We start from the raw sequence: 16559 nt of genomic DNA on the forward strand, positions 1-16559 counted from the left end.
CTTGCGCTGCTTTACGCCGCCCGAGGGCGGGATGCGGCTCCTGCGGCCGATTCCGCCTCCACATCCCGTAGTGAAGGACGAACGACGGGCCTTCAAGATTCCCGAGAAATCGGCGCAGAAGAAGAATTTCGGCCAATTCGCTCGCCGCACCGCAAGGACACTCCTGCCTGCCCGCCAACGGAGCTCGGGCGGGAATCTCCCGCAATGACCGGACAACTGACCATCGCCGACCGCCGGTGCGTGAGTTCGCCCTCCGGACGGGTCTTCGAGTTACCAGTGCGTCAGTAGTAGGCTCGCGCCGTTTGTTGACGTATATGCGTACCCCCTGCCGGTGGGGGTCGAGCTGGGGGAGGCCATGCGCTTTCGCGGGAAGTCGATCCGCCGGAAGATCGTGGCGCTGCTTCTCGTGCCGCTTGTGTCCCTGACCGCGATCTGGGCCTTCGCCACGGTGCTCACGGGACGCGAGGCGGCGCGCCTGTTCAGCGTCTCGACCGTCGTCGAGGAGATCGGCTACCCGGTCGAGGACACCATCCGCGTCCTCCAGCAGGAACGCCGCCAGACGCTCGTCCACCTCGCCGACCCGCGTGCCTCCGACGGACTCTCCGATCTGCGGCGCAGCCGTACCGCCACCGACGAGGCCATCGCCGAGATCCGCCGCAACGCGGCGGACGCCGACGTACGCGACGCGCTGGGACAGGCCGAGGAGGAGCGGCTCACCGCCGTACTGGACGCCTTCGACGGCATCGGCGCGCTGCGCCGCAGCGTCGAGGACGGCACCGTCGACCGAGCCTTCGCCCTGGGCCTCTACAACAGGCTGGTCGACCCCTGTCACGAGCTGCTCGCCAACCTGTACGTCGTCGACAACGTGGCCCTCGACAAGCACTACCGCGCACTCGTCAACGTCTCCCGGGCCCGTGAACTGCTCTCCCGCGAAGACGCCCTCCTCGGATCGGCCCTGGTCACGGGCCGGCTCACCCGCAGCGAGGTACGGGACATCTCCGACTTCGTGGCCCAGCGGACCATGATGTACGAAACCAACCTTCCACAGCTGCCCGCCGCTGACCGCGGGCGATACCAGCGCTTCTGGAAGAACGCCTCCTCAGCCCCCCTGCGGGCCGCCGAGGAGGCGGCCGTCTCGGTCGAGGCCGGCGCGCCCCACGGCGTCACCGCCAAGAGCTGGGACACCGCCGCCGGCAGCGTCCTCGACGAACTCGGTGACCTCGACGACCAGGCCGCCGACCGCTACCAGGACCGCGTCGACCCGGTCGCCACGAACGTCATCGCCAAGGTGGTCATCGCCGGTGTGCTCGGCCTGCTCGCCCTGCTGTACTCCCTCTTCCTGTCCGTACGCGTCGGCCGATCCCTCATCCGCGACCTCAGGCAGCTGCGGCTGGAGGCCCACGAGGCGTCCGGCGTCCGGCTGCCCAGCGTGATGCGCCGCCTCTCCGCCGGTGAACAGGTGGACGTGGAGACCGAGGTGCCGCGCCTGGAGTACGACAAGAACGAGATGGGCGAGGTCGGCCAGGCCCTCAACACCCTCCAGCGCGCCGCCGTGGAAGCCGCAGTCAAACAGGCCGAACTCCGTGCCGGCGTGTCCGAGGTGTTCGTCAACCTCGCGCGCCGCAGCCAGGTGCTGCTGCACAAACAGCTCACCCTGCTCGACACCATGGAGCGCCGCACCGAGGACACCGAGGAACTCGCCGACCTGTTCCGCCTGGACCACCTGACCACCCGTATGCGCCGGCACGCAGAGGGCCTGGTCATCCTCTCCGGAGCCGCCCCGTCCCGGCAGTGGCGCAAGCCCGTCCAGCTCATGGACGTGGTGCGGGCCGCCGTCGCCGAGGTCGAGGACTACGAGCGCATCGAGGTCCGCCGGCTGCCCCGCATCGCCGTCACGGGACCGGCCGTCGCGGATCTCACCCATCTCGTGGCCGAACTCCTCGAGAACGCCACGGTGTTCTCGCCGCCGCACACCGCCGTGCAGGTACTGGGCGAGCGCGTCGCCAACGGTTTCACCCTGGAGATCCACGACCGCGGCCTCGGCATGGCGGCAGACGCCCTTCTCGACGCCAACCTCCGGCTCGCCGAGACACCGGAGTTCGAACTGTCCGACACCGACCGGCTCGGCCTCTTCGTCGTCAGCCGGCTCGCCCAGCGGCAGAACGTCCGGGTGTCCCTGCAGCCTTCGCCGTACGGCGGCACCACCGCGGTCGTCTTCGTGCCCGACGCGCTGCTCACGGACGACGCCCCGGACACGAACGGCGTCGGTTTCCGCCTCGACCGCCCCCAGCACTCCAAGGAGAAGGAGCGGGCGGAGAACCGCCGTTCCGCACTTGCCCACGTGCCCGCCCGGCTGCCGGAACGGCCGGCCCCGATGCTGGACGGTCCGGTCGAACTGGAGGCGCCCGTCGACCTGGACGCCCTCGGCGACCTGCCGGGCGCGCTCGGGGACCAGGCCGGTGAGCGGGGCGGCCTGCTCCGCCCGCACCGCCCACTCGTCGCGGCGGACGGTGACCAGGTGGCGCGCCGCGCCGAACGGCGACGTCAGGAGGCCGACCGCGGAGCCGAGTCGCCCCAGGACGAGGAGGAGACGGGCGCGTCGGCCGCGCTGCCCCGCCGCCGTACCCCCAAGCTGGTCAGTTCGCACGGGCGTCCGGTCTCCGCACGGGCCCCCCGGGACACCGAGGACGAGACGGCCCCGGCAGGCGCGGAGCGGACGGGGGCCCCGACCGGGCCTCAGACACGGACGGGCGAGCCGCCCGCGCTGCCGGCCCGCCGCCGTCGCGACATCCGACGCGGTGACGGCCCGGACACCCGGGTCGACGACCGCGCCGATGGTAGTGACACCGACCGCGCCCATGGTCATGACACCGACCGCACCGACGGTCGTGACACCGACCACACCGACCACACCGAGCCCGACGCGCTGCCGTCCCTCCCGGCCCGCCGCCGCGGAGCGTCCCCCGTTCGAGGGGGCTCCGTGTCCGGCAACACCGGGGACCGCGTGCGGCCCGCCGTCCGCACACCCGCCGTCCAGAAGGGCACTCCGGGCGGTGCCGGACCCGGTACGGGCGCGCTGCCCCGGCGCGTACGGCAGGCCAATCTGGCACCTCAGCTCAGACAGAGCCCCGAACCGGCCGCGGAAGACCGCTCCGACCCGGCCGACCGGGACGCCGAGGAAGTACGCAGCCGTATGGCCTCGCTGCAACGCGGCTGGCGGCGCGGCCGCGAGGAAAACACCGCGGAGGACGACGTATCAGGCCGCACAGCACCACAAGCACCACAAGCACCACAAGCACCACAAGGAACGACTAAGGGGGACGGTCGATGACCGCACCGAAGACGACCGGCCACATCGCGACCAAGTCGGGGGAGCTCAACTGGCTCCTCGACGACCTGGTGGACCGTGTCGCGAGCATCCGCAAAGCCCTCGTTCTGTCCGGCGACGGCCTGGCGACCGGGGCTTCCAAGGACCTCACCAGGGAGGACAGTGAACACCTGGCCGCCGTGGCGTCCGGTTTCCACAGCCTTGCCAAGGGCGTGGGCCGCCACTTCGAGGCGGGCAGCGTCCGGCAGACGGTCGTCGAACTCGATGACGCCTTCCTGTTCGTCACCGCCGCCGGCGACGGCAGCTGCCTCGCCGTCCTGTCGGACGCCGACTCCGACGTCGGCCAGGTCGCCTACGAGATGACCCTCCTCGTCAAGCGGGTCGGCGTGCACCTGGGCACCGCTCCGCGCACCGATCTGCCCTCGGGCGGGTAAGTGGGATGACATGAGCGCAGACGGTCTGGGAAGAAACCACTGGTTCGACGACGAGGCCGGGCCCGTCGTCCGTCCGTACGCCATGACGCGAGGCCGCACGACCAGTGCGGCGCAGCACCGCCTCGATCTGATCGCGGTGGTCGTCGCGGAACCTCACGCGGACGATCCGGAGGCGGACGTCACGCTCTCCCCGGAGCACGTGGACATCGTCGGACTGTGCCGGGAAACCCCGCAGTCGGTCGCCGAACTCGCCGCCGGACTCGACCTGCCCATCGGGGTAGTGCGAGTCCTGGTCGGCGACCTCGTCGACGTCGAACTCGTCCACGTGAACCGGCCCGTGCCGCCCGCCGAGCTGCCGGACGAGGACATCCTGCGCGACGTGATCAGCGGACTGAGGGCACTGTGAACCGATCGTCGGCCACGGTGAGCGGCACGACAGGTGGCACGTCGTGCCACACGGCAAGTGGCATGTTAAGGAGAAGAGATCGATGATCTTCGGGCGTTCTCAGCGCGGCAAGCCGCCGGTCGAGCCCGTCACGCTCAAGATCCTGGTGGCCGGCGGCTTCGGCGTCGGCAAGACCACCCTCGTCGGCGCGGTCAGCGAGATCCGCCCGCTGCGCACCGAGGAACTGCTCACCGAGGCGGGGCGGCCCGTCGACGACGTCAGCGGGGTGGAGGGCAAGCACACCACCACGGTGGCCATGGACTTCGGGCGGATCACGCTGCGCGAGGACCTGGTGCTGTATCTCTTCGGCACGCCCGGACAGGAGCGGTTCTGGTTCATGTGGGACGAGCTCTCCGAGGGCGCGCTCGGTGCCGTCGTGCTGGCCGACACGCGCCGCCTGGAGGACTGCTTCGCCGCGATCGACTACTTCGAACGCCGTTCCATCCCGTTCGTGGTCGGCATCAACTGCTTCGAGGGGTCGGCCCGCTACCCGGCGGACACCGTTCGCCAGGCCCTCGACCTCGACGCCGACGTGCCCCTGATGATGTGCGACGCCCGTGACCGGGAGTCGGTCAAGGAGACACTCATCGGCGTGGTCCAGCACGCCATGGCCCAGGCGGCGGACCGCCGCAGGGTCGTCACGACCTGACGGCCCGACGTCCCGTCGACCTGACGGCCCCACGTCCCGTCGAGCCGACGACCGGGCCGAGCGCCGGGCCGGAGCCGGGGGCACGGGAGTGACACCCGCGCGCGTGCCCCCTCCAGCCTGCCCGGCACCTGTCCGTCCCCCGTCCTTATCCAGCCGAAGCTCTTCTCGACCGCCTTGCGCCAGCCGCGTCACTCCCGGTCCCGTACCGACGTGTCCATGGCGGGCGTCCACTCGACGTCCCGCTGCCAGTGCGCCTCGAGTCGGTGGCCGACGACGGCCGCGCAGTCACGTCCCGGTGGCGCGGCACCGACCCGGCTCACCTCGCCGGCGCCGTCGCCCGGTCCGACCCACGCCGGACCTCGTGCCCCGGCACGCCCGCCCGGCCCAGCACCCAACTCGCCCCGTGCAATGTCTTCGCGGCCTTCTTCAGCGGGGCCAGACAGGCCGCCGCCTGTCGGTGGTCCGGCACGCTGCCCGGCGCGCACACAACCGTCGCCAAGGAGAGGGTCACGGACCGCCCACCGGCCGACCAGGGCACGTCCAGCACGGAGGCGGCCAGCGGATCCAGCTCCTCCGGATCAGTGAGCACCAGGAAGTCGTCCCCGCCGATGTGCCCCACGCGCGTGGAGCCCACCGCCTCCCGCAGGAGTGCCCGCCCGACGGCTCGGATCAGCTCGTCACCCGCCGCGAACCCGGCGCCGTCGTTGACCTGCTTGAAGTGGTCCACATCGAGCCAGCTCAGGGAGAACGCCCGTCCGTCCGCGATCCGCCGGTCCGCTTCACCCGTGATCGCGTCCGAACCGGGCAGCCGTGTCAGCGGATTGAGCCCGGCCGCCTCCTCCACCCGGCTCTCGGCCAGCGCCCGCACGAGATCCGCCAGCCGTACGACGCCCACGCACCGCCCACACGCGTCGACCACGGCCACGTCGTCCGACGTACGGCCCGGGCCGCCGACCGCCACCACGTCCAGCACCTCCCAGGCCGTCGCGTCGGCACCCACCGTCCGAGGCAGGTCACCGAGCTTCAGGGCGGGTCGGTCGGCGTACAGCGCATGCCCGTAGCGCCCCGACATCGACAGCAGGAAGCGGGAGCGGTGCACCGACCGCACCGGCACCCCGTCCCGGTCCACCAGCAGCACCCCGGACACGTCGGGCGAACCGGTCAGCAGCGCCCGCACCTGCCCTGCCGAAGCCGTCGCGGGCAGCAGCGCGGCCGGCCGCACGAACTGCCGTACCGAAGGCCCCGAGCGCGGCACCGGGACGACACCGGCGGAGCCGGGCGGAACGTACACGTCCGCCGCGGGCAACCGCGCCGGCGGCGCGAACAACTCGCCCTGTGCCAACTGCGCCCCGGCCGACCGCGCGGCAGCGTACTGCGACTCCGTCTCCACACCCTCCACGGACAGCAGCGCACCCAACTCGTCGCACATCACCCGCATCGCCCGGACGGCGGCCGGCCGCGCCAGCAGCGACGAGTCGAGTTTCACCAACTCCGGCGCCAGATCCGTCAGCAGCCGCAGGGGCGCGTCCCCGTCACCGACGCCATCCGCGCAGATCCGGAACCCCTGGCCCCGCAACGCGGTCACTGCCTCCAGCAGCGCCCGACGCGGCACATGCGTGTACGGAGGACAGACGTCGACCGTCACCTCCCACGGCATCCGCCCCGCCTCACGCACGGCGTCGTGCAGCCCCCGCAGGCCACCGAGGTCGGCGAGGGTGCCCGCGAACACGTTGACGTGCAGCGGCAGCAGGGTTCCCTTACGAACCGCCGCGCGGAAGGCCGTTACCGCCAGCCGGCCGTCGAGTTCCGGGTCGCGGCGGGCCTCGGCCAGGATGTCGCCGGTCTCCGGGCGGACGAGTATCTCCAGCGCCGCGACCGAGCCGGTCATCAGGTTGACCACCGGTTGGAAGGCGAAGCGGAGAGTATCCGTCCAGGAGCGCACGGCAGCAGAATGGCGCCGCCGACAGCCACACGGGCCCAGTTCACGTGACGTTCACGCAGGATTCCGGCGCGCTCACCCAGCGTGCGAACCGGGGGTGTCGCCGACCCGCCCACTTCCCCCGTGGAACCCACACCTGATAGATGCAGGGAACATGACACGACTCTCCACCGCTCTCCGAGGCCTGGCCGCCGCCTTCGCCGCCCTGCTCGCCGTCACGGCCGTCCCCGCCACCGCCCAGGCCAAGCCGGACCCGAAGGCCCCGAAGGACTTCGTGGCCCTGAGAAGCATCGACCCGACGATCCTCCAGGAGATGCGCTACGTCACCCCGCACAACTTCGTCGGCGAGCGCGTCGACGGCTACCGGCAGCCCCTGTGCATCCTCACCCGTCCCGCGGCCGAGGCCCTCCACCGGGCCCAGATCCGCCTGCTGCGCCAGGGCTACTCACTCAAGGTGTACGACTGCTTTCGGCCGCAGCGCGCCGTCGACCACTTCGTCCGCTGGGCCGAGGACCTCGACGACCAGGACATGAAGGCCGAGTTCTACCCGGACGTCGACAAGACCCGTCTGTTCGCGGACGGATACATCGCGGAGAAGTCCGGCCACAGCCGCGGCTCCACCGTCGACCTCACGATCGTGAGACTTGCGGCGAAACCCACCCGGCCCTCCCACCCGGGACAGCCCCTGGTGCCCTGCTTCGCCCCCCAGGACGAGCGCTTCCCCGACAACTCCGTCGACATGGGCACCGGCTACGACTGCTTCGACACCCGCTCCCACACCCTCGACCCCCGCATCCAGGGAGCCCAGCGCGCCAACCGCCTGCTGCTCAAGAACGCGCTGGAGGACGTCGGCCTGGTGAACCTTCCCGAGGAGTGGTGGCACTTCACGTACAAGCCCGAGCCCTACCCGGACACCTACTTCGACTTCCCGGTCTCCGCGAAGTCGCTCGCCGGCCGCCGCTGAGCCGCCCGCCGGAGCCGCGCCCTCCGCGATCGGATACAGTCCGCCGCGTGTCCGAACCCGAGACCTCCGTGTCCGACTCCGCACCGGACTCCCACTGTTCGAGCTGCGGAACGCCCTACGGAGAGGGCGTCTCCGGCTGGCCCCGCCGCTGTTCCGCATGTGGAACAGCGGCCTATCGCAACCCGCTGCCGGTCGCGGTCGCCCTCCAACCCGTGTACGACGCACAGGGTACGGCCCTGGTCGTCATCACCCGCACCGTGGCTCCCGCTCGCGGAGGCGTCGCACTGCCCGGCGGTTACGTCGACGACCGGGAGGACTGGCGGCGGGCCGTCGTCCGCGAGCTCGAGGAGGAGACGGGCATCGACGCCGCCGACCACGACGTACGGCTCGCCGACGCCATGAGCTCGCCCGACGGCCACCTGCTGCTCTTCGGTCTCCTCCCCGAACGGCCGGCCGAGGCCCTCCCGCTGTCCGCCGCCACGAACGAGACCGACGGATGGCACCTGCTGCGCCGTGCGGAGGAGCTCGCCTTTCCCCTCCACACCCAGGCCGCGCGGGCCTGGTTCGAAGGCCACTACGTCTGAGCGGAACGCTCCTCGAACCCACGGACGCGGACCGGACAGGACGGCTCGCGCACGCCGTCCTCGCACTCCCGCTCCACGACGACCCGCAGTCCCTCCCAACGGGACACGTACCGCTCGATCTCCGGTTCCGCCCAGCCGTCGCCCGCGTCCGGAACGACCAGACCGCCACCGGTCCGCCCCCGCGCGGGCGCCCACACCTCCAGCTCCGTCCCGCCGTCCTCCCCGCGCACCGGAACCACCGCTCCCGCCCGCGCGAACACCGGAATCCGGCCCGGCGGAGCATCGGCGAGAACCCGCGCGGGTCCTTCGTACGCCCGTTCCGTCACCACGTCGTACCAGCGCCCCCGCGGCAGCCGCACGGCCCGCCGGTCCACCCCCGGATCGAGCACCGGCGCCACCAGCAGACAGTCGCCCAGCAGAAAGGCGTCCTCGCAGTCCCGCAACGCCCGCTCCTCCGGCGTCGACCACCACACAGGACGCACGTACGGCGCGCCCGTGCGCCGGGCCAGATGCGCCAGCGTCACGAAGTACGGCAGCAGCCGCCGCCGTTCGACGAGCGCCACGCGCGCGTGCTCCAGCACCTCGGCACCCCACTCCCTCGGCTCGCCACCCCCTGCCCGCGAGCCCCCACGCGTGCGCAACAGCGGCAGATGGGCAGTCAGCTGGAGCCACCGCAGATACAGCTCCGGCGAGGGACTCCCGCCGCTCCCGCCCACATCCGGCCCCGCGTACGGCACCCCGCACAGCCCGAGCCCCAGCACCAGCGACAGCGACGCCCGCAGCCCCGGCCAGCCCGTGGCCACGTCCCCGGACCAGGTGCCGCCGTACCGCTGCATGCCGGCCCACCCCGACCGCGAGAGGACGAACGGCCGCTCCCCGGGGGCCAGGGACCGCAGCCCCTCGTAGCCGGCCCGGGCCATGCAGAGCGCGTACACGTTGTGCGCTTCTCTGTGGTCACCGGCCCGGCCCTCCAACGAGTGCCGGGCCGAACGCGGCAGCGTCGACTCCCCGAAAGCGGCGAACGAGGTGGGCTCGTCCAGGTCGTGCCAGAACCCGGCGAACCCGCGCCCGAGCCGCTCTCCGTAGAGCCCGCCCCACCACGCACGCGCACGCGCGTGCGTGAAGTCCGGGAAGACCACCTCCCCGGACGGCGCCACACCCCGAACGACCGGGCCCGAGGCGTCCCGCACGAACACGCCCTCGCTCGCCCCACTGTCGTACGCGGCGTTGCCGGGCACGGCCGGGACCGCGGGACCGACCACCGACACCAGCCGGATCCCGTCCCGCCGCAGCTCCTCGGCGAGCACGGGCAGCTTGGGAAACCGCTCCTCGTCCACGGTGAAGACCTGATGCGCGTCGAGATGGCCGGTGTCCAGATGTACGGCGTCGAGCGGCAGGTCACGCTCCAGGTGGCCGGCGACGATCCGCCGCACCTCGTGCTCGTCGCCGGGACCCGACCGCGCGTGCTGGTGACCCAGCGCCCACGCGGGCGGCAGCGCCGGCGCACCGGTGAGCGACGCCCAGGTGCGCAGCACACGCGCGGGGGTGCCCACCGTCACCCAGCACCGCAGCGGACCACCGTCCATCCGCAGCACACTCCGCCCGGGCCGGTCGTGCCCGGACCCCGACCCCTCCTCGCCCTCCCGCAACGCCACCGTGCCGTCCCACGAACTGTCGTGGAACACCAGATGCGTTCCCGCGTCGGCCACCACCAGCTGCACCGGCATCGTGACCGACGACGGATCCTCACCCGGAACGAAGGCCCCGCCCGGAGCGGTGTTCCACAGCCGGTACGTACCCTTCCGCAGCCGAGGACCGGTGGCCCGCCCACCAAGCCCGAAGAACCGGGCGTCCGCCGCCACCTCCGACCGCTGAGTCCAGCGCGCCGGACCACCACCCACCGGCTCCCACCAGCGGGGCGGCAGCTCACGGCGCAGTACCAGACCCCCGGGCGTACGGACCTCGACCGCACCGTGCCGGGACACGGCCACCGTCGCCCGCTCGGCCACCACCCGCCAGCCGCCGTCCTTGTCGGGCTCCAGCACCGCCCGTGGATCCGGCTCCGGACAACGGCCCGCCAACGCGTACGACGGTTCCGGGCCGGCCCCGTCCCAGCCCCAGAAGACGGCGCCGTTCACGGCCACGAGGACGCGCAGCTCCGACCGGCTGAACCGGACGACACCGCCCCCGGGCCCGGGCTCCACGTCCCGCATCGGCCCCGGCACCCGCGCACGCTCCGCACCCCGCGGCGGCAGACCCGCGGAGTCGGCACGGCGCCTGCGCCACGCCGCCCGCACGGTACGCAACCCCTGCGCCGCTCCCGTAGAACCGAACGCTTTTATCGAACGCACCAGGTCACGACCGTCCATGCTGCTCACCCTGCCATCGACGGCCTCCCGCCCGGGCGTCGTTCAACTGCCGTTCACCCGTGACGGGACCACATCTTCATGACACCGACTGTGTGGGGTGTGCCCTGGTGCAGAAGTCGATCACATGGCATCGTCCGTGTCAGCCGCGTCACGCGCACACCCCAGCCCGTGCGCGCAGGACGCACACCACGCGCACAGTCCGGGAGCCGCCCATGTCGACCGTGAACCCCCAGCCGCTCTGGCAGCCAGATGCGCAGCGCATCGCCCAGGCCCGGATCACCAGGTTCCAGACCTGGGCGGCCGAATACCACGGCGCCCCCGCCGAGGGCGGATACGTCGCCCTGCACCGCTGGTCCGTCGACGAGCCGCCCACCTTCTGGAAAGCCGTCACGGAATGGTTCGACGTACGCTTCTCGTCCCCCTACGCGCGCGTGCTGGGTGACCGCTCCATGCCCGGCGCCCAGTGGTTCCCCGGCGCCACGCTCAACTACGCCGAGCACGCCCTGCGCGCGGCGGACACCCGCGCGCACGAACCGGCCCTGCTGTACGTCGACGAGACCCACGAACCGAGCCCCGTCACCTGGGCCGAACTGCGTCGCCAGGTGGGCTCGCTCGCCGCCGAACTCCGAGCACTCGGTGTACGCCCCGGCGACCGCGTCAGCGGCTATCTCCCGAACGTCCCGCAGGCCGTGATCGCCCTCCTCGCCACCGCCGCCGTGGGCGGCGTCTGGACGTCCTGCGCCCCCGACTTCGGAGCCCGCAGCGTCCTCGACCGCTTCCAGCAGGTCGAACCCGTCGTCCTGTTCACCGTCGACGGCTACCGCTACGGCGGCAAGGAACACGACCGCCGCGACACCGTCGCCGAACTGCGCCGCGAACTGCCCACCCTGCGCGCCGTCGTCCACGTCCCGCTCCTCGGCACCGAGGCCCCCGAGGGCGCGCTGGAATGGCAGACGCTGACGTCCGCCGACACGGACCCCGTCTTCGAGCAGGTGCCCTTCGACCACCCCCTGTGGGTGCTCTACTCCTCCGGCACCACCGGCCTGCCCAAGGCCATCGTCCAGTCCCAGGGCGGCATCCTGGTCGAGCACCTCAAACAGCTCGGCCTGCACTGCGACCTCGGCCCCGAGGACCGCTTCTTCTGGTACACGTCCACCGGCTGGATGATGTGGAACTTCCTCGTCTCCGGCCTGCTCACCGGCACCACGATCGTCCTGTACGACGGCAGCCCGGGTCACCCGGACACCGGCGCCCAGTGGCGCATCGCCGAGCGCACCGGTGCCACCCTCTTCGGCACCTCCGCCGCCTACGTCATGGCCTGCCGCAAGGCCGGCGTGCACCCGGCCCGCGACCACGACCTCTCCCGGGTCCAGTGCGTCGCCACCACGGGCTCCCCGCTCCCGCCCGACGGCTTCCGCTGGCTGCACGACGAGTTCGCGGACAGCGGGGCGGACCTGTGGATCGCATCCGTCAGCGGCGGCACCGACGTGTGCTCCTGCTTCGCGGGTGCCGTCCCCACGCTCCCGGTGTACATCGGCGAACTCCAGGCCCCCGGCCTGGGCACCGACCTGCAGTCCTGGGACCCCAGCGGCGCCCCCGTCACCGACGAGGTCGGTGAGCTCGTCGTCACCAACCCCATGCCCTCGATGCCGATCCGCTTCTGGAACGACCCCGACGGCAGCCGCTACCACGACAGCTACTTCGACACCTACCCCGGCGTCTGGCGGCACGGCGACTGGATCACCCTCACCTCCCGCGGCTCCGTCGTCATCCACGGCCGCTCCGACTCCACCCTCAACCGGCAGGGCGTCCGCATGGGCTCGGCCGACATCTACGAGGCCGTCGAGCGGCTGCCCGAGATCAGAGAATCCCTCGTCGTCGGCGTCGAACAGCCCGACGGCGGCTACTGGATGCCCCTGTTCGTCCACCTGGCCCCCGGAGCCGCCCTCGACGAGACCCTGCTGAACCGCGTCAAACAGACCATCCGCGAACAGCTCTCCCCGCGACACGTCCCCGACGAGGTCATCGAGGTGCCCGGCATCCCGCACACCCTGACCGGCAAGCGCATCGAGGTCCCGATCAAGCGCCTCCTCCAAGGCACCCCCCTGGACAAGGCCGTCAACCCCGGCTCCATCGACAACCTCGACCTGCTCCACTTTTACGAGGACCTCGCCCGCAAACGCACCTGACCAGGCCCTCAACGATCCGGCCGCCGCGAACGACGGCCGGATCGCGAGCCCGCCCCGACGCCGTTGTCAGTGCCGCCAGTTACTGTGAGTGAGCATTGATCGACTGCGCACAGGGGGAAACATGGCGCACACCGACCAGACCACGCGAAGCGTCCTGCGCCGGGAAATCGCCGGCACCATCGGACTGCTCACCGACGAACACGACTTCCGTGCCATGCGGCGCTACCGCAGCTTCACCTTCGACGACCACGCGACCTACCTCCACGAAGTGGAAGCCCTGCTCAGGTCACGCGCCTCACAGGGCACCCACACCACCGTCGCCCTCTTCGACCCGGAGGAGTACGCAGACTTCTGCTCGGCGACGGGCCTCGACCCCGACGCCCACGCCAGCCGCACCCGATTCACCGCCGAACTCGCCGCCGGCGGACCCACCGTCCCGTACGACGGACAGCCCCTCGCAGACCTCCTCCCGGACCTCGTCGACGAAGCGGTCCGCCAAGCCACCTGGGAGTACACGTCCAACCTGCTCGCCCGCCTCGGCAGCTGCGCCACCTGCGGCGAGGACCTCGGCCGGGCCGCCTTCATCCGGGCCACGCGTCTGCTCCTCCGCGTCCTCGAAACGGCTCCGCCGGGCGACAGGCACCTGGTCTGCAGCGTTTCCGGCTCCCCGGAACCCCTTCTCTCCGTCCTGCACGCCGACGAGGACATCGACGGCGTCCCGCACATGGACGAGGCCGAAGCCCTGGAATTCACCAGCGTCCTCGCCCTCGGCCTCGCCACCCACAGCCCCGGCGGACTCGTCATGCGCGTCAGCACCCCGGGCAGCGCCGACCGCATCCACGGCTGGCGCCTGCGGGGATACCGTCTGGAACCCCTGACCGCCGGTGAGGTCTTCGACGCCTACTGCACCGACGTCGAGTCCGGCGACCTCATCTCCCCGGAGTCCAACGTCGACTACTGCGCGCCGCCCGACCTCGGCGACGACCACCTGCCACAGGGACACCACCACTGAACGCGAGCGGGGCGCCCCACCCGAAGGTGGAACGCCCCGCACCACAGCCGACGGCGGCCTCGCCCGGCCCTACTCGCCGGACAGCACCGCCTGAGCGGCGTTCCGCGCCTCCTCGGCGCTGTCCGCCGCACGGGCGGCCGCCGCGGCACGCTCACACTGCGCCAGCGTGTACTTCGCCAGTGTCGCCCGGACGTAGGGAAGAGACGCCGCGCCCATGGAGAGGGAGGTGACGCCCAGACCGGTCAGCACACACGCCAGCAGCGGGTCCGACGCGGCCTCACCGCAGACACCGCAGCTCTTGCCCTCGGCCCTGGCGGCCTCGGCGGACAGCGCGACGAGGTCGAGCAGGGCCGGCTGCCACGGGTCCTGCAGCCGGGACACCGCGCCAACCTGCCGGTCGGCGGCGAAGGTGTACTGCGCGAGGTCGTTCGTCCCCAGCGACAGGAACTCGACCTCCTGCAGCACCGAGCGTGCCCGCAACGCGGCGGACGGGATCTCCACCATCGCGCCGAACTTCGCCCGCAGTCCGGCCTCGCGGCACGCGTCCGCGAACGCCTTGGCGTCGGCCCGGTCCGCCACCATCGGGGCCATGACCTCGAGGTAGACGGGCAGACCCTCCGCCGCCTTCGCCAGCGCCGTCAGCTGGGTGCGCAGCACGTCCGGGTGATCGAGGAGAGTCCGCAGCCCGCGCACGCCCAGCGCCGGGTTCGGCTCGTCGCCCGGGGTCAGGAAGTCCAGCGGCTTGTCCGCGCCGGCGTCCAGCACCCGCACGACGACCCGGCCTTCGGGGAAGGCCTCCAGCACCTGCCGGTAGGCGGCGACCTGCTTCTCCTCGGACGGCGCGTTCTCACTGTCGTCCAGGAAGAGGAACTCGGTACGGAAGAGACCGACACCCTCCGCACCGGCCTCGACCGCCGCGGGCACGTCCGCGGGACCGCCGATGTTCGCGAGCAGCGGCACCTTGTGACCGTCCGAGGTCGCGCCCGGCCCCGTCGACGCGGCCAGCGCCGCCTTGCGCTCGGCCGCCTCCGCCCGCAGCCGGGCCCTCTGCTCCTCCTCAGGATTCACGAAGATCTCGCCGGTACTGCCGTCCACGGCGACGACCGTGCCCTCGGGCAGTTCCCCGGCACCCGGCAGCGCCACCACGGCCGGCACGCCGAGCGCCCGCGCGAGAATCGCACTGTGGCTGGTCGGCCCGCCCTCCTCGGTGACGAAACCGAGCACCAGAGTCGGGTCCAGCAGAGCCGTGTCCGCGGGCGCCAGGTCCCGCGCGATGAGAACGTACGGCTCGTCGCTGTCCGGGACACCCGGCATCGGTACGCCGAGCAGACGGGCGACGATACGATTCCGCACATCGTCGAGATCGGCCACGCGGCCGGCCAGGTACTCACCGGCACCGGCCAGCAGGGCGCGGTACGCGGCGAAGGCGTCGTACACCGCGCGCTCCGCCGTGCTGCCGACGGCGATCCGCCGCTCCACGTCCGACATCAGCTCGGGGTCCTGGGCCATCATGGCCTGGGCCTCGAGCACCGCCTGGGCTTCGCCCCCCGCCAGATTGCCGCGCGCCATCAGGTCGGCTGCCACAGCCTCCACGGCCTTGCGGGCGCGCCCCTGTTCGCGCTCCGCGTCCTCAGCCGGAATCTGCTTGGCCGGCGGCTCGAGCACCGCCGTCCCCATGTGCCGAACCTCGCCGATCGCCACCCCGTGGCTCACACCGACGCCTCGCAGCGTTGTCTCCATCTCACCCGTCCCGATAGTGCGGCGGGTCCCGCCGCCGCGGTGGTTGTCCTACCTGCCGTCATACGACGGCGCCGACTCACTTCCAGAGGAAGAGACTGTCGCCGGCCCTCACTTCGCCGTCCTCACGGAGATCGGTGAGGGACTCGGCCGTCGCCTCCAGGGCAACGATCGGACAGACCGGCGACTTGCCCGCGGCCTCGACGGCGGCCGGGTCCCAGCGGACCACGCCCTGCCCCCGCACGACGGTGTCGCCCTTGTTCACCAGCAGCTCGAAACCCTCGCCGTTGAGCTGCACGGTGTCGATGCCGAGATGAGTCAGCACACCGTGTCCGCTGTCGTCGACGACGACGTAGGCGTGCGGGTGCAGAGAGACGATCACCCCGTCCACGGGGGCGACCGCCTCGGAAGGCTCCCTCACGGGGTCGATTGCGGTACCTGGGCCGACCATGGCCCCGGAGAAGACGGGATCGGGCACAGCGGCCAGTCCGATGGCACGTCCTGCGAGCGGGGACGAGACGGTGGTCATGGGAAGCCTCCCAGGTGGCGGAGATATATACGGGCCGTCACTGCCTGTCCCGGACGGCGCACCGAGCAGCAGCGTATGTCATAGGAAGTACCGGTTCCGCATGAGTGTTCCGATTAGAGGTCTAGACCACAGTCCCCACGGATTTGCACCCGTTCCGCGACTCCGTGTACAGTCGTTAATCCTGCCTGAGGTTGAGCGATGCGAAGCAAGGCGTCCTCGCCCCGGCAGTACCCAACTCGCTCAGATCCTATCGCTGGATCACCTCCTGCATGTCCGCAGGACGGTGGTCAGAAGCTCCGGGAAAGCCTGATAGTGTTGGGGACAACGAAGGGAAGCGCCCGGAGGAAAGCCTGAGAGAGTCTCTCGGGTGAGTACAAAGG

General features: G+C 71.6%; 12 protein-coding genes. 8 read left to right on the plus strand and 4 right to left on the minus strand.

Features of this window, described 5'->3' with window-relative positions:
- The first annotated feature begins 355 nt into the window (after positions 1 to 355).
- From ABEA26_RS21885 to ABEA26_RS21900, 4 genes are all read left to right on the plus strand, one after another.
- Entirely contained in the window at positions 356 to 3331 is a 2976-nt protein-coding gene (locus tag ABEA26_RS21885) for a sensor histidine kinase (protein ID WP_345594684.1), read from the plus strand.
- A complete protein-coding gene (locus ABEA26_RS21890; RefSeq protein ID WP_345594666.1) occupies positions 3328 to 3762 on the plus strand; it encodes a roadblock/LC7 domain-containing protein in 435 nt (144 codons plus the stop codon). The genes ABEA26_RS21885 and ABEA26_RS21890 overlap by 4 nt, the downstream gene beginning before the upstream one ends.
- 10 nt (positions 3763 to 3772) lie before the next feature.
- On the plus strand, positions 3773 to 4168 hold the full coding sequence (locus tag ABEA26_RS21895) for a DUF742 domain-containing protein (RefSeq protein ID WP_345594667.1): 396 nt from the start codon (positions 3773 to 3775) through the stop codon (positions 4166 to 4168).
- Positions 4169 to 4250: 82 nt separating this feature from the next.
- Positions 4251 to 4856, plus strand: a complete 606-nt coding sequence (locus ABEA26_RS21900) for a GTP-binding protein (protein WP_345594669.1) — start codon at positions 4251 to 4253, stop codon at positions 4854 to 4856.
- Between the two features lie 316 nt (positions 4857 to 5172).
- On the opposite strand, the gene ABEA26_RS21905 is transcribed toward ABEA26_RS21900, so the two are convergent.
- Positions 5173 to 6798, minus strand: coding sequence for an EAL domain-containing protein (locus tag ABEA26_RS21905; RefSeq protein ID WP_345594670.1), 1626 nt, complete (start codon positions 6796 to 6798; stop codon positions 5173 to 5175).
- Between the two features lie 151 nt (positions 6799 to 6949).
- Here ABEA26_RS21905 and ABEA26_RS21910 point away from each other — a divergent pair, with 151 nt between their 5' ends.
- Positions 6950 to 7759: a M15 family metallopeptidase gene (locus tag ABEA26_RS21910; RefSeq protein ID WP_345594672.1), complete on the plus strand. Its 810-nt coding sequence runs from the start codon at positions 6950 to 6952 to the stop codon at positions 7757 to 7759.
- Between the two features lie 47 nt (positions 7760 to 7806).
- The gene (locus ABEA26_RS21915) at positions 7807 to 8343 is read left to right on the plus strand and encodes an NUDIX domain-containing protein (RefSeq protein ID WP_345594674.1); all 537 of its coding nucleotides are present in this window, start codon (positions 7807 to 7809) and stop codon (positions 8341 to 8343) included.
- On the opposite strand, the gene ABEA26_RS21920 is transcribed toward ABEA26_RS21915, so the two are convergent.
- Complete coding sequence (locus ABEA26_RS21920; protein ID WP_345594675.1) at positions 8334 to 10712, minus strand: glycoside hydrolase family 31 protein; 2379 nt, start codon at positions 10710 to 10712, stop codon at positions 8334 to 8336. The two genes, ABEA26_RS21915 and ABEA26_RS21920, sit on opposite strands and share 10 nt — an antisense overlap.
- A gap of 212 nt (positions 10713 to 10924) precedes the next feature.
- On the opposite strand from ABEA26_RS21920, the gene ABEA26_RS21925 reads away from it, so the two are divergent.
- Both ABEA26_RS21925 and ABEA26_RS21930 read left to right on the plus strand, forming a co-directional pair.
- Positions 10925 to 12901, plus strand: coding sequence for an acetoacetate--CoA ligase (locus ABEA26_RS21925; RefSeq protein WP_345594677.1), 1977 nt, complete (start codon positions 10925 to 10927; stop codon positions 12899 to 12901).
- A 121-nt stretch (positions 12902 to 13022) separates the two neighbouring features.
- Positions 13023 to 13913, plus strand: a complete 891-nt coding sequence (locus tag ABEA26_RS21930; protein WP_345594678.1) for a hypothetical protein — start codon at positions 13023 to 13025, stop codon at positions 13911 to 13913.
- Between the two features lie 69 nt (positions 13914 to 13982).
- On the opposite strand, the gene ptsP is transcribed toward ABEA26_RS21930, so the two are convergent.
- Both ptsP and ABEA26_RS21940 read right to left on the minus strand, forming a co-directional pair.
- Positions 13983 to 15653 carry a phosphoenolpyruvate--protein phosphotransferase gene (gene ptsP, locus ABEA26_RS21935; RefSeq protein ID WP_345594679.1) on the minus strand — a complete coding sequence of 557 codons (1671 nt, stop codon included), beginning with the start codon at positions 15651 to 15653 and terminating at the stop codon, positions 13983 to 13985.
- A 76-nt stretch (positions 15654 to 15729) separates the two neighbouring features.
- On the minus strand, positions 15730 to 16179 hold the full coding sequence (locus ABEA26_RS21940) for a PTS sugar transporter subunit IIA (RefSeq protein WP_345594681.1): 450 nt from the start codon (positions 16177 to 16179) through the stop codon (positions 15730 to 15732).
- Positions 16180 to 16559 lie beyond the last annotated feature (380 nt).

Origin of the sequence: Streptomyces marokkonensis (assembly GCF_039539045.1) — a bacterium.
In the GTDB taxonomy this organism is placed as follows: domain Bacteria; phylum Actinomycetota; class Actinomycetes; order Streptomycetales; family Streptomycetaceae; genus Streptomyces; species Streptomyces marokkonensis.